Origin of the sequence: Mesorhizobium sp. M1329 (assembly GCF_040318035.1) — a bacterium.
Taxonomy (GTDB): domain Bacteria; phylum Pseudomonadota; class Alphaproteobacteria; order Rhizobiales; family Rhizobiaceae; genus Mesorhizobium.
The window spans coordinates 133,086-153,336 of record NZ_JAMYLN010000002.1 but is presented as its reverse complement, the minus strand read 5'-3'; the positions used below and the strand labels follow the sequence as shown (position 1 = coordinate 153,336).

Genomic DNA, 20,251 nt, shown 5'->3' with positions numbered 1-20,251 from the left:
CGAGGCCGTTCGGCCCTATCGGATCGCGTCCAGCGCGTGCCTTTGCCGATGCATTTCGAGAAACACGCGATAGTCGCGGTCGAACCGGCCGGCGGCAGCCGGATTGGGCTCGCGCGTCCTGCCGCCTTGCTGCATGGCGACGCAGGCGGCGTTCAAATCGGGAAAAAGTCGGGCCGCGGTGGCCGCAATCATGCCGGTGCCGAGCAGCACCGCTTCATCCACCAGCGGCTCGACCACTGTGCAGCCGGTGGCGTCGGCATAGAGTTCCATCAATAGCGGGTTCTTGGTGTGGCCGCCGGTGACGTGCAGCGTGTCGATCAGATAGCCGTTTTCGTTCAGCGCTTCCAGCACATGGCGGACGCCAAGCGCGATGCTGACGGCGGTGCGCCAGTAGAGCTTGCACAGGCTGTCGAAGGAGGAATCCAGCGTCAGCCCGCTGATGACGCCGACGGCATGCGGGTCGGCGAGCGGCGAACGGTTGCCGTGAAAATCGGGCAGCACGTGCAGCCTGGCGGCGAGGTTGCCGCCCTCGGCGGCGCGCAGCTCGGCGACGCGGCGGGCGATCCTGGCATGCATGGCGGCATCCGGTTCGCCGCCGGCGCCGTGCCAGCGGATGATGTGATCGAGCAGCGCGCCGGTGGCCGACTGGCCGCCTTCTGACAGCCACAGACCGGGAAGGGCGGCGCCATAATACGGCCCCCAGACACCGGCGAAAGGCTGTGGGTCGGGCGACATCGCCATGACGCAACTCGAGGTGCCGGCGATCAGGGCCAGATGGCGGCCGATGTCCTTCGCGTCACCGGCGAAGCCGCCGAGCACGCCAAGCGCGCCGGCATAGGCATCGATGACGCCGGCGCCGACCCGGCATTTTTCGGTGAGGCCAAGCTCCGCCGCGGCTTGTGCGCCAAGCGGACCGATATCGGCGCCGACCGGGCTTGCCTTTCCCGGCAGATTGCCGTGCTCGAAAAGGTCGCCGAGCCCCACGGCTTCGAAGAAGTCGCGCCGCCAGCCGGTCTCTTCATGGGCCAGATAGGTCCATTTGGCGGTCAGCGTGCATTGTGAACGGGCGAGAGAGCCGGTCGCCTTCCAAGTGAGGAAGTCGGTGAGGTCGAATAGGTAGCCGGCTTCGTTCCATGTTCCGGGTAGGTTGCGCTTCAGCCACATCAGCTTGGGCGTCTCCATTTCCGGCGACATGACGCCGCCGATATAGTCGAGCACGGCATGGCCGCTTTCGGTGCATTCGTCGGCCTCGGCAATGGCACGATGGTCGAGCCAGACGATGGTGTCCCAGCGCCTTTCGCCAGTGACGGACACGCTGAGCTGGCCGCCATGCCGGTCCCGCACCACCAGCGAGCAGGTGGCGTCAAAAGAGATGCCGACGATATCCTCAGCCTTCACGCCGGCCTTTTCGCGGGCAGCGCGCACGGCCATGCACACTGCCGACCAGATATCCTGCGAATCGTGCTCGGCATGGTCGGCCTTCGGCTGTTGCATGGCGATCGGGTGCTCGGCGCGGCCGAGCAAGGCGCCACCGGTGTCGAGAATGCCGGCACGGGCGCTTCCGGTGCCGACATCGACCGCGCAAACGAAACTGTTGGTCAAGGTGTTCTTGCTCTCGCTCCCAGGCCTGCAATCAGATCGGGCAATTGCAGCATGTCAGCGAATATAAAGTCCGGCTCACTTGACGCAAGCCGCGCTTTCAATGCCGGGTTGCCGGTGTGCGAGCCGCCGGTGAAGGCAAGGACGCGCATGCCGGCCGCCCGCGCCGCTTCGATGCCGGCCGGGCTGTCCTCGACGACGAGGCAGTTTCGCGGGGCTGCTCTCATTTTATCGGCTGCATGGAGAAAGAGATCGGGCGCCGGTTTGCCCCGCGCCACCATGGCAGCGCTGAACAAATGCGGCTCCAGCAGCCCAAGCAACCCCGTGACCTGGAGCGCATAGCGGATCCGCTCCAGCGTGCCGGAGGAGGCGACGCAGCACGGCACGCCGAGCGTCGGCAGGACCTGTGCGATGCCTGGCATCGGTTTCAGCTCCTGGCGAAACTTGCGCATCAGTTCGGAGCGCATCTCGGTCAGATGCTGGTCGGTGAGATCGAGCCCGAAGTCGCTTGCGAGGATTTCGCGGACGCTCTTCATGCTCTTGCCGAGGAAGTGCTCGTAGGCAATGTCCTCGCTGACGTTGCCGCCGGCAAGCGCGATCATCTCCAGCAATGCCGAGACCGACAGCATCTCGCTATCCACCAGCACGCCGTCACAGTCGAAAATGACCAGTTCAGGCGTCATCGCGCTGGATCGGCTTCAGAGGTCGCCGGCGAGATAGCGCGTCAGTGTCGCGCGCGCGCCGTCCGCCCACAGCGATTTGAGCGCATGGGCGAACGCTTCGGCGAACGGCCGCGAGCGGCCGACATCGCCATAGATGTCTTCCATGGCAAGCCAGGCGGCAGGCATGTCCCTGGCCGCCTTGGCCGTCGCCTGCAGCCGGCCCCAGTTCGGGTCGTTGGGCTCGGTGACGGCACCGGAATCCGTCGTGCCGAAGCAGTAGCGACACCAGAGCGCAGATTCCAGCGCCAGGCCGGTGACGCTTTTGCCAGCCTTCAGCCGGTCGGCGATGGTCGGAATGATGAATTTCGGCTGGCGGTTGGAGCCGTCGAGGCAAAGCCGGCGTATGGTGTCGCCGATCTTCGGATTGGAGAAGCGGTGCTCGATAAGCTGGTAGTAATCTTCGAGGTCGGTGTCCGGAACCGGCGGCACGGTCGGGATGATTTCGTCATGCTCGAGCTTGTCGAGGAAGCCGCGTACCAGCGGCTCCTGCATTGCCTCATGGACGAAATGGATGTCCATCAGCCCGGCCGGATAGGCGATGGTCGCGTGGCCGCCATTGAGGATGCGGATCTTCATCAGCTCATAGGGCGCGACATCGCTGACGAACTGCACGCCGACCTTTTCCAGCGGCGGCCTTCCGTCGGTGAAACGGTCCTCCAGCACCCATTGCTTGAACGGTTCGCAAAACACCGGCCAATTGTCGTCGAGGCCGAACTCGCTGGAGAGAATGCCGCGCTCGCGGTCGGTGGTGGCCGGCGTGATGCGGTCGACCATGCCATTGGGAAAGGCAACGTTCTCGCTCACCCAGTTTGCCAAACCTTCGTCGATCAGCCGGGCAAGGCCGATGACGCCATCCGAGGTGACGTGGCCGTTATGGGGGATGTTGTCGCAGGACATGATTGTGAAGGGCACGATGCCGTCGGCGCGGCGGCGCACCAGCCCAGCGAGGATGAGCCCAAAAACGGTCTTCGGTGTCGCCCCGGGTTGCGCGTCGGCAATGATGTCGGGATGTGTCGGATTGAAGACGCCGGAAGCCGGATCGATGAAATAGCCACCCTCGGTGATGGTCAGGGAAACGATCTTGATCGCCGGATCGGCAAGCTGCTCGACGATTGCGGCCGCGTCGCCCGGCATGAGGAAATCGATCATGACGCCGGTGACGCGCGCGCTCATATGGCCGCTGTCCTGCTCGACCACGGTGGTCAGCCAGTCCTGCTCCTGCAACTTGCCGCGGCCGACCTTCTCGCCCTCGAAGACGCCGGCGCCGACGATTGCCCAGTCGTGGCCGACGCCCGAATTGAACAGGTCGTCAAGATAGACGGCCTGGTGTGAACGATGGAAATTGCCGACGCCGAAATGCACGATGCCGGCCTTGAGCGCGGCGCGATCATATTTCGGGCCGGCGACTTTGGGCGGCAGGTTGGCGAGGTTGGAAGAAGAGAGTTTCACGGTCATCTGCTTTTACCCTTTTGGCAGGACGGCTCTTCTCCCCGTGGAGGAGACGGGGAGAAGAGCGCCTTCGCCCCCTCAACTCATCCACTGGCCGCCATCGACATTATAGGTCTGGGCGACGATGTAGTCGGCCTCGTCGCTGGCCAGGAACACCGCCATGCCGGTGAGGTCTTGCGCCGTGCCCATGCGGCCATAAGGCACCGCTTCGCCGACCAGCCTCTTCTTCTCGCCCCTCGGCCGGTTCTCGAACTTGGCGAACAAGGCATCGACATGGTCCCAGTGCTCGCCGTCGACGACACCCGGGGCGATGGCATTGACGTTGATGCGGTGCTTGATCAGATCGAGCCCTGCCGACTGGGTCAAGGAAATGACCGCCGCCTTGGTGGCGCAGTAGACGGCGACCAGCGCCTCGCCGCGGCGCCCGGCCTGGCTTGCCATGTTGATGATCTTGCCGCCCTTGCCGCGGGCAATCATCGAACGGGCGGCGGCCTGCAGCGTAAACAGCGTGCCGGCGACGTTGACCGAAAACAATTTGTCGTAGCTTGTCTTGGTGATCTCGACGATCGGCGCCAGGTCGAACAAGGCAGCGTTGTTGATCAAGATATCGAGGCCGCCGGCCCTGGCTTCGACCGCCTTGACGGCCGCATCGATCGACGCGAGATCGGTGACGTCCAGCTTCACCGCGTAGGCGTTGCCGCCGATTTCCGAAGCCGTCTTCTCGGCGGCTTCGAGATTGATGTCGCCAATCGCGACCGTCGCCCCTTCGCGCACATAGGTTTCGGCAAACGCCCTGCCGATGCCGCGCGCCGATCCGGTAATCAGCGCCGATTTACCCCGGAGTCTCATTGCAGCATCGCCTTCCCGTCAGCGCCGAAACGATGCAGCTTGGTCTTGTCCGGCGTCAGGTAGATCGTGTCGCCGTGATGGACGGGCAATTCGCCGTCGGCGCGCACCGTCAGCGGCCCGACGCCATCCGCCTGGACGTGCAAGAACGTGTCGGAGCCGAGATGCTCGGCAACGCCGACCGTCGCCTTCCAGTCGCCTGACGTCTTCGAAATGTTCATATGCTCCGGGCGGATGCCGACTGTGTTGGCGCCATATTTGGCGGCCGGCGCGCCTTCGATCAGGTTCATCTTCGGCGAACCTATGAAACCGGCGACGAACAGGTTCTTCGGCATCTTGTAGAGCTCCATCGGCGAGCCGACCTGCTCGATATTGCCGGCATTGAGCACGACGATCTTGTCGGCCATGGTCATCGCCTCGATCTGGTCGTGGGTGACGTAGACCATGGTGGTCTTGAGCTGATGATGCAGCTCGCTGATCTCCAGCCGCATGGTGCCGCGCAGCGCCGCGTCGAGATTGGACAACGGTTCGTCGAACAGGAAGGCCGATGGCTGGCGCACGATGGCGCGGCCGATGGCGACGCGCTGCCGCTGGCCGCCGGAGAGCTGGCCGGGGCGGCGGTCTAGGTAGTTGGTGAGGTTCAAAATCCGCGCGGCGTCCTTCACCTTCTTGTCGATGGTGGCTTTGTCCTCGCCCGCCATCTTCAGCGGGAAAGCGATGTTCTTGGCCACCGTCATGTGCGGGTAGAGCGCATAGGACTGGAACACCATGGCCAGCTTGCGCTTGGCCGGTGCCTCGCCGGTGACGTCGCGGCCATCGATGTTGATGGTGCCGCCGCTGGTATCCTCCAGGCCAGCGATCAGACGCAACAGCGTTGACTTGCCGCAGCCTGACGGGCCGACGAAGACGACGAACTCGCCGTTCTCGATGACCAGGTCGAGGCCGGGAATGATGGATGTCGCCCCGAAGGATTTGGAGACGTTCTTGAGCGTGATGTTTCCCATGGTTTCCTCCCCCGAAGGGCTATTTCGTCGTTTTGCGTCAGGCAGTTTCCGTTACTTTACTGCCCCAAATGTCAGGCCGCGGACCAGCTGCTTCTGGCTGAACCAGCCCATGATCAGGATCGGCGCGATCGCCAGCGTCGAGGCGGCCGAAAGCTTGGCCCAGAACAGCCCCTGCGGGCTGGAGAAGGAGCTGATGAAAGCGGTGAGCGGCGCGGCCTCGGTGGTGGTCAGCCGGATTGTCCAGAACGCCTCGTTCCAGGCGAGGATGATGTTGAGCAGCATGGTCGAGGCGATGCCGGGCACCGCCATCGGCGTCAGCACGTAGATGATCTCGTTCCACAGCGACGCGCCGTCCATGCGCGCCGCTTCCAGGATCTCGCCCGGGATCTCGCGGAAATAAGTGTAGAGCATCCAGATCACGATCGGCAGGTTGATCAGCATCAGCATGACCATCAGGCCGATGCGGCTGTCGAGCAGACCGGTGTCGCGAAAGATCAGATAGATCGGGAACAGCACGGCGACGGCCGGCATCATCTTGGTAGAAAGCATCCACATTAGGATGTCCTTGGTCCATTTGCCTGGCGAAAACGCCATCGACCATGCCGCCGGTATGGCGACAAGCAGAGCCAGGATGGTCGAGCCGACCGACAGGAACACCGAGTTCAGGAAGAATTTGAAATAGCCGTTCTGCGCCTGGACCTCGGAATAGCTCTCCGTGGTTCCCGACGGGAACAGGTTGAAGCCCTGGATAGCCTCCTGCTCCGACTTGAACGAGGTGATGATCGTATAGAGGATCGGGAAGAAGATCAGCAGCGCGACGATCCAGGCGGCCGCGGTCGCGATCGTCTTGTGCTGGGTGGTGACTGCACGTGCCATCTTATCCTCCCTTATTTGTCCAGGTTCTTGCCGACCGCGCGCATGGCGAAGAAGGCGACGATGTTGGCGAGAATGACGGCAATGACACCGCCGGCGGATGCCTGGCCGATTTTGAACTCCAGCAACGCCTTCTGGTAGACGAGGAAGGGCAGGTTGGTGGAGGCGTAGCCGGGGCCGCCATTGGTGGTGACCAGGATTTCGGCATAGACCGACAACAGGAAAATCGTCTGGATCAGAATGACGACGGTGATGGCGCGCGACATGTGCGGCAGAGTCAAATAGATGAAGCGGCTGACGAAGCCGGCGCCGTCCATCTCGGCGGCTTCCTTCTGCTCGCCGTCGAGCGACTGAAGGGACGTCAAAAGGATCAGTGTTGCAAACGGCAGCCACTGCCATGCGACGATGATGATGATCGCCGTCATCGGATGCTGCCCGAACCAGTCGATCGGCTGCATGCCGAAGAAGCGCGCAATATCGGCAAACACGCCGTATTGCGGATGCATGATCATGTTCTTCCAGACCAGTGCCGCCACCGGCGGCATGACGAAGAACGGCGAGATGACGAGGATGCGTACGATGCCCTGTCCCCACATCGGCTGGTCGATCAGCAGCGCCAGCATGATGCCGCCGATCACCGTGATCAAAAGCACGCTGCCGACAAGGACAAGCGTGTTGAGGATCGACTGCAGGAATGCCGGGTTGGAGTAGAAAAGCGCGTAATTCGAAAAGCCGACGAAGCCGTCGCGGACGGGATTGAGCGGGTTGTATTGCTGGAAGGAGAACCAGATGGTGATGACCAGCGGGACAATCATCCAGACGAAGAGCAGCACCACGGATGGCGCCATCATGAAACGGGCAAGCGAACGGGTCTGCTGAGTAGCCATGACGGTCACCCTTCGAGGTCAGCCAAGTTTTCGGCGGTAAGAAGCTGGCCGCCCGAACTGGGAATTCGGGCGGCCGTTGCCGGTCATGATCGACGACCGGCATTCGGCACCGGGAGGAGCCTACTTGATATAACCGCCCTCGGTCATCGTCGCGGTGGCGGCGTCCTGGGCCTGCTTCAAGGCATCGTCGACGCTCGACTGGCCGGCGAGTGCCGCCGAGAAGAGCTGACCGACGGTGGTGCCGAGACCCTGGAACTCGGGAATGGCGACGAACTGGACGCCGACATAAGGCACCGGCTTGACCGTCGGATGCGTCGGATCGGCGGCGTTGATGGAGTCCAGCGTCATCTTGGCGAAGGGCGCCGCCTTCTGGTACTCGGCATTGGCGTAGAGCGAGGTGCGCGTGCCCGGAGGAGCGCTGGCCCAGCCTAGCTTGGAGGCGACGAGCTCGGAGTAATGCTTGCTGGTTGCCCAGGCCACGAACTTCTCGGCCGCGTCGGTCTTCTGCGTACCGGCCGGAACAGCCAGCGACCAGGCCCACAGCCAGTTGCCGCGCTTGCCGAGGCCATTGTCAGGCGCCAGCGCATAGCCAACCTTGTCGGCGACCTTCGAGCTCTTCGGGTCGGAGACCATGGATGCCGCGACCGTGGCATCGATCCACATGCCGCACTTGCCTTGCTGGAATAGCGCCAGGTTTTCGTTGAAGCCGTTGGACGAGGCACCCTCGGGGCCGTCGGCCTTCATCAGGTCGACATAGAATTGCAGCGTGCTCTTCCATTCGGGCTGGTCGAACTGCGGCTTCCAGTTCTCGTCGAACCAGCGTGCGCCGAAGGAGTTCGACATGGCGGTCAGGAAAGCCATGTTCTCACCCCAGCCGGCCTTGCCGCGCAGGCAGACGCCGTTCACGCCACTGGCTCGGTCGGTCATCTTGTCGGCGGCCTGCTTGATGAAGTCCCAGGTCGGTGCGTCGGGCATCTTCAGCCCGGCCTTATCCATCAGGTCCTTGCGGTACATGACGAAGGAGCTTTCGCCGTAGAAGGGCGCTGCGTAGAGCTTGCCGTCGACCGACAGACCGCCGGCGATGGCCGGCAGGATGTCCTTGGCGTCGTAATCGTCGCCGAGCTTGTCGAGCGGCAGCAGCCAGTTCTGCTTGGCCCAGATCGGAACTTCATAGGTGCCGATGGTCATCACGTCATACTGGCCGCCCTTGGTGGCTATGTCGGTAGTGACGCGCTCGCGCAGCACGTTCTCTTCCAGCGTGACCCAATTCAGCGTGATGTCGGGGTTCGCCTTGCTGAAGTCGTCCGTCAGCGTCTGCATCCGGATCATGTCGGCATTGTTGACGGTGGCGATGGTGATGGATTCGGCATGCGCGGCGAACGCGAGGGCGCTGGCCGAGAACAGGCCTAGGGTGAACGTGCGAAGTTTCATCAAAATTCCTCCCATAAACCAAGATGAGCATTTGCCTTGGCTGTGAGCAATTACTCACTCGCGCTGAATTATGTCAAGACGGATTCGTTGCTGCAGCGCAGCACGCCGGTCTGGTGCAGCGACAAGCCTGGGACGTTTGCGGCATGTCTGATGAAGGATTCGGCCGGGCTGATTGGGTCCGGAGCTTTGCTATCGGGCTTGCTGGGATTCAGCCTATTGGCAAGCGATCTCGCTCAGGATCCAATCGCGGAAGGCGCGGATCTTCGGCACGTTGCGCCGCGCCGTCGGATAGACCAGCCAATAGGCATGGCCGTCGTCACCAACCAGATCAAAGGGCTGGATCAGGCGGCCGTCGGCAAGTTCGGTCTTGAACAGCGCCTTGGTAACGATCGCCACGCCGTGGCCGGCAATCGCGGCATTGGCCTCATAGGCCTGTGCGCCCATGCTGGTGCCGGGGCGCTTGGCCAGCTCCTCGACCGGCAGGCCGGCGGCGGCGAACCAGTCCCGCCACCAGATGTCGCCGGGGTCGAGGATCGGCAGCCGCAGCAGGTCGGCCGGCTCCTTGACGCCGCCGATGCTTGCCGCGAGCTTTGGACTAAGAACGGGCGTGAAATCGGCCCTGAAAAGCATATGGGTCTCGACGCCCGGCCAGTTGCCGCCGCCGGAGCGGATGGCGATGTCGATATCCTCTCTGGCAAAGTCGACAACCCTGTTCGAGGTATCGACGCGCACCGCCAGCGACGGATGCGCGACCTGGAACGAACCGAGATGCTGCGCCAGCCAATTGGAGGCAAAGGTCAGCAGCGTCGAAACGCAAAGCACGCCGTCTGCGCCGGTGCGCGCGGCGGCATAGGCGCCGCTCAACAGCGCGAACGCTTCGCTGACCGCAGGTGCCAGGCGCTGGCCGGGTTCGGTCAGAACGATCTGTTTTGGTTGGCGCAGGAACAAGGGCGCGCCGATGCGCTCCTCCAGAAGCTTGATCTGATAGCTTGCCGCCGCCTGCGTCATGCCAAGCTCCTGGGCGGCCTTGGTGAACGAGAGATGCCGCGCCACCGCCTCGAACACCCGGATCGCCTGAAGCGGAGGAAGCTGCGAAATCAGCTGTCGTGAATTGAGCTCCGGCATAAGCCCTCCTTATGGGCAGTGATCGACGTTTGATTGGCGGCACCGGCCGGTCCTACCGATATTCCGTATTGAAGATCAATTACGCCTAGAGATAGTGAAGGCTGACGATCATGACCACGATACAGGAAAAGCTGCTTCTTGCTCCAGCCCATGGCTGGTTTTCACGGCTGGCGCGGGGATTGGCAGGGCACGCGGCGCGGAAACGGGCCTATCTCGACGTCCGGGAACTGCCGCCGCATCTGCAGCGCGACATGGGCTTCCTCGACGGCAACGATCCTTGCGGCCGGCACCAGTAATGTCGCTCGTTTTATCGGGGTTCAGATGCGTTTCGATTTCACATGATCGTTTCCGACCGCCAGCGGCTCGGAGATCATGCGCCCGCCAGCAAGGCGGCGGCGGTCCGCTCATCGGTGATGAGGCCGTTGACCAGCCGCCGGTTGACGGCGGCGAAGATGCCCGGCAGCTTGCGGTCGCCCATGGCAAGCGCGATCACCAGCGACTTTTCGCGCGACGGCAGCGGCGCCGACGACACCCGGTCGTTGGTGATGCCGTCGATCATGCGGCCGTCGCGATCGAATACCCAGCCGACGATCTCGGCGACGCCGCCGGCCTTCTGCAGCGCCTTTAATTCACCCTCCGAAATGAAGCCGTCCTCGTAAAGCGGCGCCTTCGGGCCGAGATCGCCGATGCCGACAAAGGTGACGTCGGCCTCGGCCGCGAGCGCCAGCGTCGGCTGGATCATCGGCTGGCTGAGCAGCATCTCGCGCTCCTCCGGCGAGGAGGCGATGACCGGCAAAGGCATCGGAAACGAGCGCGCCTTGACCCTGTCGGCCATGGTGAAGATGACGTTGTAGAAGGCGGCCGAGCCGTCCGGCGAGATGTTGCCGGTCAGCGATACCACCTTGTGCTGCGGGCATTCCATCGGCGGCAGCTGCTCGATCGCGGCCTTCAGCGTGCGGCCGGTGCCGATCGCCATGACAATCGGCGTCGGCGACCGCAGCCGCCGTTCGATCTCGGCCGCCGCCGCCTCGGCAACGCCGATGACGGTGGAGGAGGAAGCGGGATCGCTCGGTACCACCTCGACCAGATCAAGCGCAAAGCGCGATTTCAGCCGTGCCGCAAGGTCGAGGCAATTGGCGATCGGATGGTCGACGCGCACCTTGATCAGCCCTTCGGAGACTGCGAGCGACACCAGCCGCTGCGCCGTCTGCCGCGAGATGCCAAGCGTGGCGGCGATCTGGTCCTGGGTGTTGCCGGCAACGTAATAGAGCCAGCCGGCGCGCGCCGCGTCGTCCAGCCTGTTGCCGCCGCTATCCTGCCGCGAATTCAAGTCCGTGCCTCCCAGCCCCGCCGAGCATATGAGGCGGAGCGCCGTAGTTTCGCAGGGAATGAACTTGCGCGCAATTGCCTATTGCAAGAGCAATTGCTTAGGGCTGAAACTTGGTGTTTGCAGCGAAGTGAGGGGGTCGAGCCAGCTCGTTGCAACTGCAAGGCTGTCGAGGTCGTACCAATCTCGGTTCTAAAGCGCGTCGCGTTCGATCGGCCTCATGTGACGCGCTTTAGGTTCTTTTTTATGCATGTCGTCATCGCAAAACCGCTGCACATTTTTGCGCGACATGCATTAGCGGGGACGCGGCGGTTTATCTCCCGCGCTAAACGCTTTAAGGGATTTTTTGTGAATGGAGCCTTGCATGACGCCGAAAGCGGTTTTCTGGGATATGGACGGCACGCTGGTCGACAGCGAGCCGCTGCACGAGGCAGCGCTGATTGCGGCGCTGCACAGCGTCGGCATCGCACCGCCGGCCAACTTGCACGAGCGGGTGCTCGGCATCGCCGCATGGCCGGTCTACGAAATGCTGCGCGACGAGTTCGGCCTCGACCTGCCTTTCGACGACTGGATCGTGCGCAAATACGATCACTATCTGCCGATGGCCGAAACGCTGATGCCACGCACCGGCGCGATCGAGATTTTCAATGAGCTGCGCGCGCTTGGCGTGCCGCAAGCGGTGGTGTCCAACTCGGACAGGCTGATCGTCGACGCCAATCTGCGCGCCGTCGGCCTTTTCTACCCCGGCATGAAGACCATCAGCCGCAACGACGTGCGCGAAGGCAAGCCGCATGCCGAACCTTTCCTGCGCGCCGCCTGGTTGGCCGACGTCGATCCCGCTGGGGCCGTGGCGGTCGACGACAGCGTGACCGGCGCCACGGCGGGGCTGGCAGCTGGAATGAAGACGATCTTCTGGCCAGAGGTGCCCATGGAGGGGCCGCCGGGCGCGATTGTCGTCAACACCGCCGACCAGTTGCGGGCCGAACTCGGGCTTTAGGCCAGGCCCGGCTGGACCGCACTCAATTCCGGTAGGCAGGCTCCTGCTCGTCGAGGATCTCCTTCAGTTCGGAGAGGTGGCGCTCGGCCTGGCCGGGATAGTCTTCCTGTTCCCTTGCCGCCTTTTCGGCGATCTCATCCGACAGTACCCGCAGCGGCCGGCCGGTCCACAGCGCCTTGATATAGGTTTCGGCGGCGCGCTCGAAATAGAACATGCGGTTGAAGGTATCGGCGACGCTGTCGCCGATGACCAGCACGCCATGGTTGCCCATCACCATCACCTTGACCTTCGGGTCGACAAGAAGCTGCGAGCAGCGCTCGCCCTCTTCCTCGAAGGCCAGCCCGCCATAGTGAGCGTCGACGACATGGCGGTTGAAGAAGATCGCCGAGTTCTGGTCGATCGGCGGCAGCGTCGAGTCGGCAAGCGAAGCAAGCACGGTGGCGTGGATCGAGTGGACATGCATGACGCAGCGCGCGTGACCGACGTTGCGATGGATGGCGCCGTGCAGGCCCCACGCCGTCGGGTCGGGCGCATTCGGGCCGACCAGCGTGTCAGGATCATTGGCGTCGATCAGCAACAGGTCGCTCGCCTTGATGCGCGAGAAATGCACCTGGTTGGGATTCATCAGGAATTGCGAGCCGTCGTCGTTGACGGCCAGCGAGAAATGATTGGCCACCGCTTCGTGCATGTTGAGCCGCGCTGTCCAGCGGAAGGCGCAAGCCAGATCGACGCGCTCCTCATAGAACGGCAGGTTGGTCAGCACTTCCTTCTGCAGGCGCGTGATGCTCATCGTAAACCTCCGTGAACGAAGCAAGGATGCCGCGCGGCTGGAAGACGCGCAACCGGTTTCGTTTGGTGCAGGCGAGCGCCGTTATGCCGCCGTGCTGGTGGCCGTGCCGACCCTGAGCCCGCCATGTTCGACGATGAAATCGACCACGTCCTGCAGTCCCTTGCCGCGCGACAGGTCGGTGAAACCGAACGGCCGCTTACCGCGCATACGGGCAGCGTCGCGTTCCATGATGTCGAGATTGACGTTCACATAGGGCGCAAGGTCGCTCTTGTTGATGACCAGGAAATCGGACCGGGTGATCGCCGGCCCGCCCTTGCGCGGAATCTCCTCGCCCTGGCAAACCGAGATGACATAGAGCGTCAGGTCGGCAAGATCCGGCGAGAAGGTGGCGGCGAGGTTGTCGCCGCCCGATTCGATGAAGACGATATCGAGGTCCGGAAACTTCCTGGTCATCTCGGCAATCGCCTGCAGATTGATCGAGGCGTCCTCGCGGATGGCGGTGTGCGGACAGCCGCCGGTCTCGACGCCGACGATGCGATCCTCGGGCAGTGCCTGCAGCCGGGCCAGCATCATGGCGTCTTCCTTGGTGTAGATGTCGTTGGTGACGACGGCGATCGAAAACTCGTCACGCAGCGCCTTGCAGAGCTTTTCGGTGAGCGTCGTCTTGCCCGAGCCGACCGGACCGCCAATGCCGATGCGAAGAGGACCGTTGGGCGATGTCATGCGGGGAACTCCGTGAGGTCAAGAACAGCAAAGCCAAGCCCGATCAGCAGGCACAGCGGCGAATAATAACGCAGATCGAGTCTCGCGAAAGGCTGTTCGGGCGTCAGCCGGCGCCACCAGGGCGTGAAGCCGGCAATGCCGCGCGCCAGGAAAACCAGCGCGATAAGCAGTGACGTGGCGGCAAGCCCAGCCTTGGGAAACGGCGTGGCAAAGACGCCCTCGAGCGCCATCGGCCACAGTGTCGCCAGGCCGAGACATGCGGCGACGGCGAAGCTGGCGAAGGGTGCCGGCATCTCGTCGACGCCGCGAAAGCCGATGACGGCGTGGGCGCAGGAGGCGGCGTCCCTGCCCGGCCAGATGCCGCCAATGCCCCAATAGACATGCAGTGCGGTGATCAACAGCAGGACGAGCGAGAGCGCGAAAGCGAGGACGATCATGAGCGGAACAGCCGAGAATACTGGGTCTCGTGCTTCATCGCCACGATATCCGAAACGAAGGCGCAGCCGCCGAGATCGTCGAGCGTCGAGCGGGCGGCGCGGTCGGCCGTCGCCAAGGCCAGCGGTTCGAAGGCGGCGAGCAGCGCCATCGCAGCGCTCTGGCCGAGGACGCCAAGCCGGATCGCAGCCTGGACGAGGTTGGAGAAGAAGGCCTGCAGGAAGGCCGCCAGGGCATCCCGCAGCGAAATGCCGTGATCGCCGGCAACGGCGCCGACGGCAACGCAATAGGCACATTCGGCCGGCAGGCGATCCAGCACCTGGCACGGCCAGGCCGAGGCCGCCTTCAGGAAGGCGGCGCCCTGCAGCATCGTCTCGGTATGACGCTCGCGCGAGCCTGCCAGAGCTTCGGCAAGGGCAACGATTTCATCGAGATCGCCGGTTTCGCGCGCCCGGCGCCAGCTCTCGGCGAACAGCACCGCATCGTTCCAGCCCGAACCCATCTCGACCAGCGTTTCCAGCCACGCGGCGAGCTCTTTGCTGTCGGCAACCAGCCCGGCGTGCACGGCTTGTTCCAGGCCATGGCTGTAGGAAAAGCCGCCGACCGGGAAGGAGGGCGACAGCCACGCCATCAGCCGCAACAAAGCAATGTTGGAAGGCTGGGCCACGTTGGAGGGCTGGTCAGTCATGGTCATGGTCGTGCGAATGGCTGTGGGAATGCGATTCGCTATGGCTATGGGAATGCGATTCGGCGTGGCTGTGCGTATGCGCCTCGGCATGAGCATGGCCGTGCCCGCCATGCCCGGAATAGGCGCCGCGCATCGGCCTGAACGGCTCGGAGACGTCGCTCACCGCGGCGCCCAATCCCTCCAGCATCGCCTTGATGACATGGTCGCGCAGAATGAGGATGCGCCCAGCTTCGATGGCGGCTGCGAGATGGCGGTTGCCGATGTGCCAGGCCAGCTCGGCCAGATGGACAGGGTCGCTGGCCCGGACGTCGTAGAGCGGCTCCTCGGCCGCGATGATCTCGATGTGACGGCCATCCTCCAGCACCAGCCGGTCACCATGGTTCAAGGTCACCGGTTCGGGCAGGTCGACCAGCACCTTGTCGCTACGGGCCGTTTCGATGGCGCGACGGCGCAGATGCCGCTCGTCATGGGCAAGCACCGCACTGTCGTATGGTGTGGTGGTTCCGGCTTCGCCTGCGGCCAAGACGGAGACGGCGCGCGGGAATTTGGTGAAGTCGGTGCGAATATCGAGCTTCATGTAAAAACTGCCTTTCGCAAAAAGCCTAGACTATCAGATCAGCCGCCCCAATGGCGCTCAAACAATCGTGTCGAAGAGCCGCAGGATGAACGATATCTGATAGACGAGCGCGCCGGCGACAAAGGCGATGTGAAAGCGGCGGTCGCGCAGCAGGATCGCAACGACGCAAAGCGCGACGAAAACCGGCGTGCGGATCAGATATTCGACGCCGAAATGGGCGAAATGCTCCGGACCTTTCAGCAGCGTATCGATCACGTCGAGCAGATAGGTCGCCGCCAGCAGGCCGAAGAACCAGGCCCGGCGCGAATAAAAGAAATCCTCATAGCTGGTGTAGTCAAGCATCGAATCCGGGAACAGCAGCGCGCAGAGCAGGAACAGCGTGACGGCGTAGAAGATGATGAACAAGTATTTGCCGAAGGTCCAATTCTCGATCTGGAACAGACCGAACTCCCACCACCAGAAATGCACCAGCATCAAAAGCACCGACGCAACCCAGGCGAGGTGCACGGGATAGAGCCGGTACTGGCCGGGATGCTGGACGATGCGGGCAAGCCCCGACAAAAGGCGGGTGACGCCAAGGCCGATCACCATGCCCAGGACGATGCGGATATGCGGGAAAATGTCGTGGGCGTAGGGGAGTTGCTGGTCCATAAGCCTGGCGCGGCATGTTCTACATCAAACGTTCTAGACCAAGATCCTGAAAAGTGAAAACCGGTTTCTGCGTCGCTGACCTACCGTTCGAATCTTGAGTCCGTTGAGACCTTGGTTATTGGTTCGCCGCAAGCAGATCGGATGAAATGGATGGCGTCTGCGCCAGATACTTCCTTGCTTTACGAAAATAGGCCAACGGCCCGGAATCCAAATACTCGCCTGCCTCTTGTACTCCCTGACCACGCGCCTGGATGAACAGCGCCAGCGCAAACGCGCGTTCCGCTGGCGACAGATAGCCTTGTCGCTCGAAGGACCAGCCTTGCGTGCCGGTGGCAGTGTCGCGGTACTGAGTGAAACTCGCCGCGGTGTTGGAATTGAAGATTCCAAAGCCGAAGAAGGTGGCTGCGAGATCGGTCGCGAACTCCTCCATCTCGGAGCCGCCCGGCGGTTCTTCAGACACCGAGAGCAGCAACGGATGGCAAATCTCATGCGCGAAGGTCGTAATGAGCTTCATGGGCTTCGGAACGATCGCCGGATTGTAGGTGATTGTCATGGCACCGCCCAGGGATACGGAGAAGGTCCCGGCAGGCTCTCGCGGCGCGTTCTGAAGGACCTGAAGCGGTCCGAAAACCGGATCGATTGAATCTTCCTGCGGCACGAAATTGAAGCGGGCGGCATCGATGTCAAAATATGCCGCCACCTGCCTGAAATAGTGCGATTCAGCGGCGTGCCCCCGTTCTTCGGACGGGGTGAAAAACGCTCGCGTCGGCAGGATCAGCGAACGTTTGCGCAGTGCCGCCGCCCCGCCGAAATGCTTGAGCAGCCAACCCCAGCAATCGAGCTGCCACTCCTCGTCGTCGGCGTCCAGCGGGGAGCGCGCCAGAACACTCATCACCTCAAAACAGAAAATATCGTTGCGCCATCGGTAGCACGGTTGCGGGCTCGCAGGTCAAGAGTTCGCCGTCGGCGCGGACCTCGTAGGTTTCGGGGTCGACCTCGACATGCGGCGTGGCGTCGTTGAGCACCATCGAGTGCTTGCCGATGCCGCCGCGGGTGTTCTCGACGGCGACCATCTGCTTGTCGACGCCGAGCCTGCCGCGCAGGCCGGAATCGAGCGCGGCCTTGGAAACGAAGGTCACCGACGAATTGGTCATCGCCTTGCCATAAGCGCCGAACATCGGCCGGTAATGCATCGGCTGCGGCGTCGGGATCGAGGCGTTGGGGTCGCCCATCGGGGCCGCCGCGATCATGCCGCCGATCAGCACCATGTCCGGCTTGACGCCGAAGAAGGCCGGGTTCCACAGCACGAGATCGGCGCGTTTTCCCACCGCCACCGAGCCGATGTCCTTCGACAGGCCATGCGCGATGGCCGGATTGATGGTGTATTTGGCGATGTAGCGGCGAACGCGGAAATTGTCGTTGTCGCCGGTCTCCTGCGGCAGCGAACCGCGCTGGCGCTTCATCTTGTCGGCGGTCTGCCAGGTGCGGATCGCCACTTCGCCGACGCGGCCCATGGCCTGGCTGTCCGACGAGATGATCGAGAAGGCGCCGATGTCGTGCAGAATGTCTTCGGCGGCGATGGTTTCCTTGCGGATGCGGCTTTCGGCAAAGGCGATATCTTCGGGGATCGACGGCGACAGATGGTGGCAGACCATCAGCATGTCGAGGTGTTCGGCCAGCGTGTTGACCGTATAGGGACGGGTCGGATTGGTCGAGGACGGAATGACGTTGGGCAGGCCGCAGACCTTGATGATATCAGGTGCGTGGCCGCCGCCGGCGCCTTCGGTGTGGAAGGCATGGATGGTGCGACCCTTGATGGCCGCCACCGTGTTTTCGACGAAGCCGGACTCGTTCAGCGTGTCGGTGTGGATCATCACCTGCACGTCGTAATCGTCGGCGACCGACAGGCAGCAGTCGATTGCAGCCGGCGTGGTGCCCCAGTCCTCGTGCAGCTTCAGCGAGCAGGCGCCGGCGAGCACCATCTCCTCGAGCGCGGCAGGCAGCGACGCGTTGCCCTTGCCCGACAGGCCGATATTCATCGGGAAGGCGTCGAAAGACTGGATCATGCGCGCCAGATGCCACGGCCCCGGCGTGCAGGTGGTCGCCAGCGTACCGTGCGCCGGGCCGGTGCCGCCGCCGAGCATGGTGGTGATGCCCGACATCAGCGCTTCCTCGATCTGCTGCGGGCAGATGAAGTGGATATGCGCGTCGAAGCCGCCGGCGGTCAGGATCTTGCCCTCGCCGGCGATGATCTCGGTGCCCGGGCCGATGATGATGGTGACGCCGCCTTGAGTATCCGGATTGCCGGCCTTGCCGATCGCGGCGATGCGGCCGTCCCTGAGGCCGATATCGGCCTTGACGATACCGGCGGTGGCATCGACGACCAGCGCATTGGTGATGACGGTGTCGACCGCGCCTTGCGCGCGCGAAACCTGGCTCTGGCCCATGCCGTCGCGGATGACCTTGCCGCCGCCGAATTTCACCTCCTCGCCGTAAAGGGTGAGATCCTTTTCGACCTCGATGAACAGCTCGGTGTCTGCGAGCCGGACCTTGTCGCCAAAGGTCGGGCCGTACATCTGGGCATAGGCGGCGCGGGTGATTCTAGCCATCAGCAATTGCTCCCGAAATACAGCCCGAAAATACGGCTTGTCGAAGCCGGGGCCCACATTGCCGCCATCCTATGGTCACGCAATGACCCGCTGAGCGACACTTTCCGATCCCATTTGGCGGTTGAGGTGGCCAGGTCACCCCAAAACGACCATTTGCCAATCGATGGAAAGGAACATCCATGCGCAAAACGACCCTTCTGGCAGCCGCCGCCACGCTGGTGCTCGCAACCGCCGCCAGCGCCCAGCAGCAGCCTGCGCAGCAGCCCAGTCCGGCGCCGGCCGTGCCTGCTCCTGCCGCACCCGGGGCGCAGCCGCAGGCGCCCACCATCCAGGCGATCAACGTCGTCGATATCAAGGATCTGCCGGCGGACACTCAAGCCAAGGTCAACGAGGTGATCGCCAAGCGCAGCGATGCCGATCTGCAGAAACTGCGCGGCTCGATCGACGCGACACCGCAGGTCAAGTCCGCGCTCGAAGCCAAAGGGCTCACCTCGGCGCAGGTGATCGCCGCCAGCATGAGCACCAATGGCGCGCTGACGCTGATCACCAAGAAAGCGAGCTGACGAGACGAGGCGGCGGGCGGGCGCCCCGCCAGCCCGCCGCATCGCAAAGGGAACCTTCACGGGGGACGTTACGTTTCGGTCCTGTCGCCCTGACACAAGCCTCGAAAAGGACCCCGAGAACGAGCGATGGCGATCACCACCTTGTCCGACACCAGATGGCTGCATGGGATTGCCGCGACCGCATTTCTGGCAGCCAGCATTCCGCACGCCGCGCTGAACGCGCAAAGCCTGGACAGCGCCGAGACCGTCAACCGGATCGTCGGCTCGGAGGTCGGCCAGGAAGAGACCAAGACAAATGCGGAAGCCGGCAAGGTCAGTTCGGCGATCGACCGCACGCGTGAGAACATCGCCGCCGTGCGCAAGACGTCCAAGCTCGACAGGGTCGATATCGTGTTTCTTACCGATGCCGCGCGCACCGAAGGCGGCCCGCCGCCGGCGATCGAGAACAAGGTCAGGCAACATCGGGACGACATTGCCGAGCTGCGCAAGGAGATCGAGGCGAACGCATTGCTGTTCAACGCCATCGACTCGCGGCGTGTGCAGACCGAGGACGTTCTGGCGGTAGAATTCGACGATCCGGGAAAGGTCGTCATTTACGCGGCGGCCAAGCCGCCCGGCTGAGCCGAAACTGCTCGACGCCTTCGATCTCACAGCGCGCCCATGATCTTCTGCTGAAACCCGTAGACCTCGCGCTTGCCGCCGAGCGGCACCAGGGTAACGTCGCGCTCCTGCCCCGGCTCGAAGCGCATGGCGGTGCCGGCAGCGATGTCGAGCCGCATGCCGCGGGCCTTGTCGCGATCGAACCTCAGTCCCTCATTGGTCTCGAAGAAGTGGTAATGGCTGCCGACCTGGATCGGCCGGTCGCCGCTGTTGGCTACCTTCAAGGTGACCGTCGCCAGACCCTTGTTCAGCTCTATCTCGCCGCTTGCCGTGATGATTTCGCCGGGGATCATTG

The 20,251-nt window shown here is 63.2% G+C and carries 23 protein-coding genes; 4 read left to right on the top strand and 19 right to left on the bottom strand.

Annotated elements, in window-relative coordinates; translation table 11 throughout:
• Positions 1-15 precede the first annotated feature (15 nt).
• The 9 genes from NKH21_RS02600 to gcvA all read right to left on the bottom strand — a co-directional run bounded on the left by NKH21_RS02600 (position 16) and on the right by gcvA (position 9,936).
• Positions 16-1,602 carry an FGGY-family carbohydrate kinase gene (locus tag NKH21_RS02600; protein WP_352862941.1) on the bottom strand — a complete coding sequence of 529 codons (1,587 nt, stop codon included), beginning with the start codon at positions 1,600-1,602 and terminating at the stop codon, positions 16-18.
• Positions 1,599-2,282, bottom strand: coding sequence for an HAD family hydrolase (locus NKH21_RS02595; protein ID WP_352663672.1), 684 nt, complete (start codon positions 2,280-2,282; stop codon positions 1,599-1,601). The genes NKH21_RS02600 and NKH21_RS02595 overlap by 4 nt, the downstream gene beginning before the upstream one ends.
• Positions 2,283-2,297: 15 nt before the next feature.
• Positions 2,298-3,776 carry a mannitol dehydrogenase family protein gene (locus NKH21_RS02590; RefSeq protein ID WP_352663674.1) on the bottom strand — a complete coding sequence of 493 codons (1,479 nt, stop codon included), beginning with the start codon at positions 3,774-3,776 and terminating at the stop codon, positions 2,298-2,300.
• 72 nt (positions 3,777-3,848) lie between these two features.
• Positions 3,849-4,619, bottom strand: coding sequence for an L-iditol 2-dehydrogenase (locus NKH21_RS02585; RefSeq protein ID WP_352663676.1), 771 nt, complete (start codon positions 4,617-4,619; stop codon positions 3,849-3,851).
• A complete protein-coding gene (locus tag NKH21_RS02580) occupies positions 4,616-5,620 on the bottom strand; it encodes an ABC transporter ATP-binding protein (protein WP_352663678.1) in 1,005 nt (334 codons plus the stop codon). Before NKH21_RS02580 ends, NKH21_RS02585 begins: the two co-directional genes overlap by 4 nt.
• A 51-nt stretch (positions 5,621-5,671) precedes the next feature.
• The gene (locus tag NKH21_RS02575) at positions 5,672-6,496 is read right to left on the bottom strand and encodes a carbohydrate ABC transporter permease (RefSeq protein WP_352862940.1); all 825 of its coding nucleotides are present in this window, start codon (positions 6,494-6,496) and stop codon (positions 5,672-5,674) included.
• 11 nt (positions 6,497-6,507) lie between these two features.
• A complete protein-coding gene (locus tag NKH21_RS02570) occupies positions 6,508-7,380 on the bottom strand; it encodes a carbohydrate ABC transporter permease (protein WP_352663682.1) in 873 nt (290 codons plus the stop codon).
• A 120-nt stretch (positions 7,381-7,500) separates the two neighbouring features.
• Complete coding sequence (locus NKH21_RS02565) at positions 7,501-8,811, bottom strand: ABC transporter substrate-binding protein (RefSeq protein ID WP_352663684.1); 1,311 nt, start codon at positions 8,809-8,811, stop codon at positions 7,501-7,503.
• A 213-nt stretch (positions 8,812-9,024) separates the two neighbouring features.
• The gene (gene gcvA, locus NKH21_RS02560; RefSeq protein WP_352663686.1) at positions 9,025-9,936 is read right to left on the bottom strand and encodes a transcriptional regulator GcvA; all 912 of its coding nucleotides are present in this window, start codon (positions 9,934-9,936) and stop codon (positions 9,025-9,027) included.
• A gap of 110 nt (positions 9,937-10,046) precedes the next feature.
• Here gcvA and NKH21_RS02555 point away from each other — a divergent pair, with 110 nt between their 5' ends.
• Positions 10,047-10,232, top strand: a complete 186-nt coding sequence (locus NKH21_RS02555; RefSeq protein ID WP_352663688.1) for a hypothetical protein — start codon at positions 10,047-10,049, stop codon at positions 10,230-10,232.
• Positions 10,233-10,306: 74 nt separating this feature from the next.
• On the opposite strand, the gene NKH21_RS02550 is transcribed toward NKH21_RS02555, so the two are convergent.
• Positions 10,307-11,266 carry a sugar-binding transcriptional regulator gene (locus tag NKH21_RS02550; protein WP_352862939.1) on the bottom strand — a complete coding sequence of 320 codons (960 nt, stop codon included), beginning with the start codon at positions 11,264-11,266 and terminating at the stop codon, positions 10,307-10,309.
• 361 nt (positions 11,267-11,627) lie between these two features.
• Between NKH21_RS02550 and NKH21_RS02545 the strand changes: the two genes are divergently transcribed.
• Positions 11,628-12,260, top strand: coding sequence for an HAD family hydrolase (locus tag NKH21_RS02545; RefSeq protein ID WP_352663692.1), 633 nt, complete (start codon positions 11,628-11,630; stop codon positions 12,258-12,260).
• Between the two features lie 22 nt (positions 12,261-12,282).
• On the opposite strand, the gene NKH21_RS02540 is transcribed toward NKH21_RS02545, so the two are convergent.
• The 8 genes from NKH21_RS02540 to ureC all read right to left on the bottom strand — a co-directional run bounded on the left by NKH21_RS02540 (position 12,283) and on the right by ureC (position 18,733).
• Complete coding sequence (locus NKH21_RS02540; RefSeq protein WP_352663694.1) at positions 12,283-13,050, bottom strand: class II aldolase and adducin N-terminal domain-containing protein; 768 nt, start codon at positions 13,048-13,050, stop codon at positions 12,283-12,285.
• Between the two features lie 81 nt (positions 13,051-13,131).
• Positions 13,132-13,773, bottom strand: a complete 642-nt coding sequence (gene ureG / locus NKH21_RS02535; protein ID WP_352862938.1) for an urease accessory protein UreG — start codon at positions 13,771-13,773, stop codon at positions 13,132-13,134.
• A complete protein-coding gene (locus NKH21_RS02530) occupies positions 13,770-14,210 on the bottom strand; it encodes a DUF3995 domain-containing protein (RefSeq protein WP_352862937.1) in 441 nt (146 codons plus the stop codon). The genes ureG and NKH21_RS02530 overlap by 4 nt, the downstream gene beginning before the upstream one ends.
• Entirely contained in the window at positions 14,207-14,896 is a 690-nt protein-coding gene (locus NKH21_RS02525; protein WP_352663700.1) for an urease accessory protein UreF, read from the bottom strand. The genes NKH21_RS02530 and NKH21_RS02525 overlap by 4 nt, the downstream gene beginning before the upstream one ends.
• A complete protein-coding gene (locus tag NKH21_RS02520; RefSeq protein WP_352663702.1) occupies positions 14,889-15,473 on the bottom strand; it encodes an urease accessory protein UreE in 585 nt (194 codons plus the stop codon). Before NKH21_RS02520 ends, NKH21_RS02525 begins: the two co-directional genes overlap by 8 nt.
• 57 nt (positions 15,474-15,530) lie before the next feature.
• Positions 15,531-16,124 carry a hypothetical protein gene (locus tag NKH21_RS02515; protein ID WP_352663704.1) on the bottom strand — a complete coding sequence of 198 codons (594 nt, stop codon included), beginning with the start codon at positions 16,122-16,124 and terminating at the stop codon, positions 15,531-15,533.
• A 115-nt stretch (positions 16,125-16,239) separates the two neighbouring features.
• Entirely contained in the window at positions 16,240-17,016 is a 777-nt protein-coding gene (locus NKH21_RS02510) for a hypothetical protein (RefSeq protein WP_352663706.1), read from the bottom strand.
• A 4-nt stretch (positions 17,017-17,020) separates the two neighbouring features.
• The gene (gene ureC / locus NKH21_RS02505) at positions 17,021-18,733 is read right to left on the bottom strand and encodes an urease subunit alpha (protein ID WP_502903371.1); all 1,713 of its coding nucleotides are present in this window, start codon (positions 18,731-18,733) and stop codon (positions 17,021-17,023) included.
• Between the two features lie 179 nt (positions 18,734-18,912).
• On the opposite strand from ureC, the gene NKH21_RS02500 reads away from it, so the two are divergent.
• Together NKH21_RS02500 and NKH21_RS02495 are read left to right on the top strand one after the other, a co-directional pair.
• A complete protein-coding gene (locus NKH21_RS02500; RefSeq protein ID WP_352663708.1) occupies positions 18,913-19,296 on the top strand; it encodes a hypothetical protein in 384 nt (127 codons plus the stop codon).
• A 126-nt stretch (positions 19,297-19,422) separates the two neighbouring features.
• Positions 19,423-19,917 (top strand): hypothetical protein, encoded by a 495-nt coding sequence (locus tag NKH21_RS02495; protein ID WP_352663710.1) that lies wholly within the window; start codon positions 19,423-19,425, stop codon positions 19,915-19,917.
• A 26-nt stretch (positions 19,918-19,943) separates the two neighbouring features.
• On the opposite strand, the gene NKH21_RS02490 is transcribed toward NKH21_RS02495, so the two are convergent.
• Positions 19,944-20,249: an urease subunit beta gene (locus tag NKH21_RS02490; protein ID WP_352567600.1), complete on the bottom strand. Its 306-nt coding sequence runs from the start codon at positions 20,247-20,249 to the stop codon at positions 19,944-19,946.
• Between the last annotated feature and the right edge of the window lie 2 nt (positions 20,250-20,251).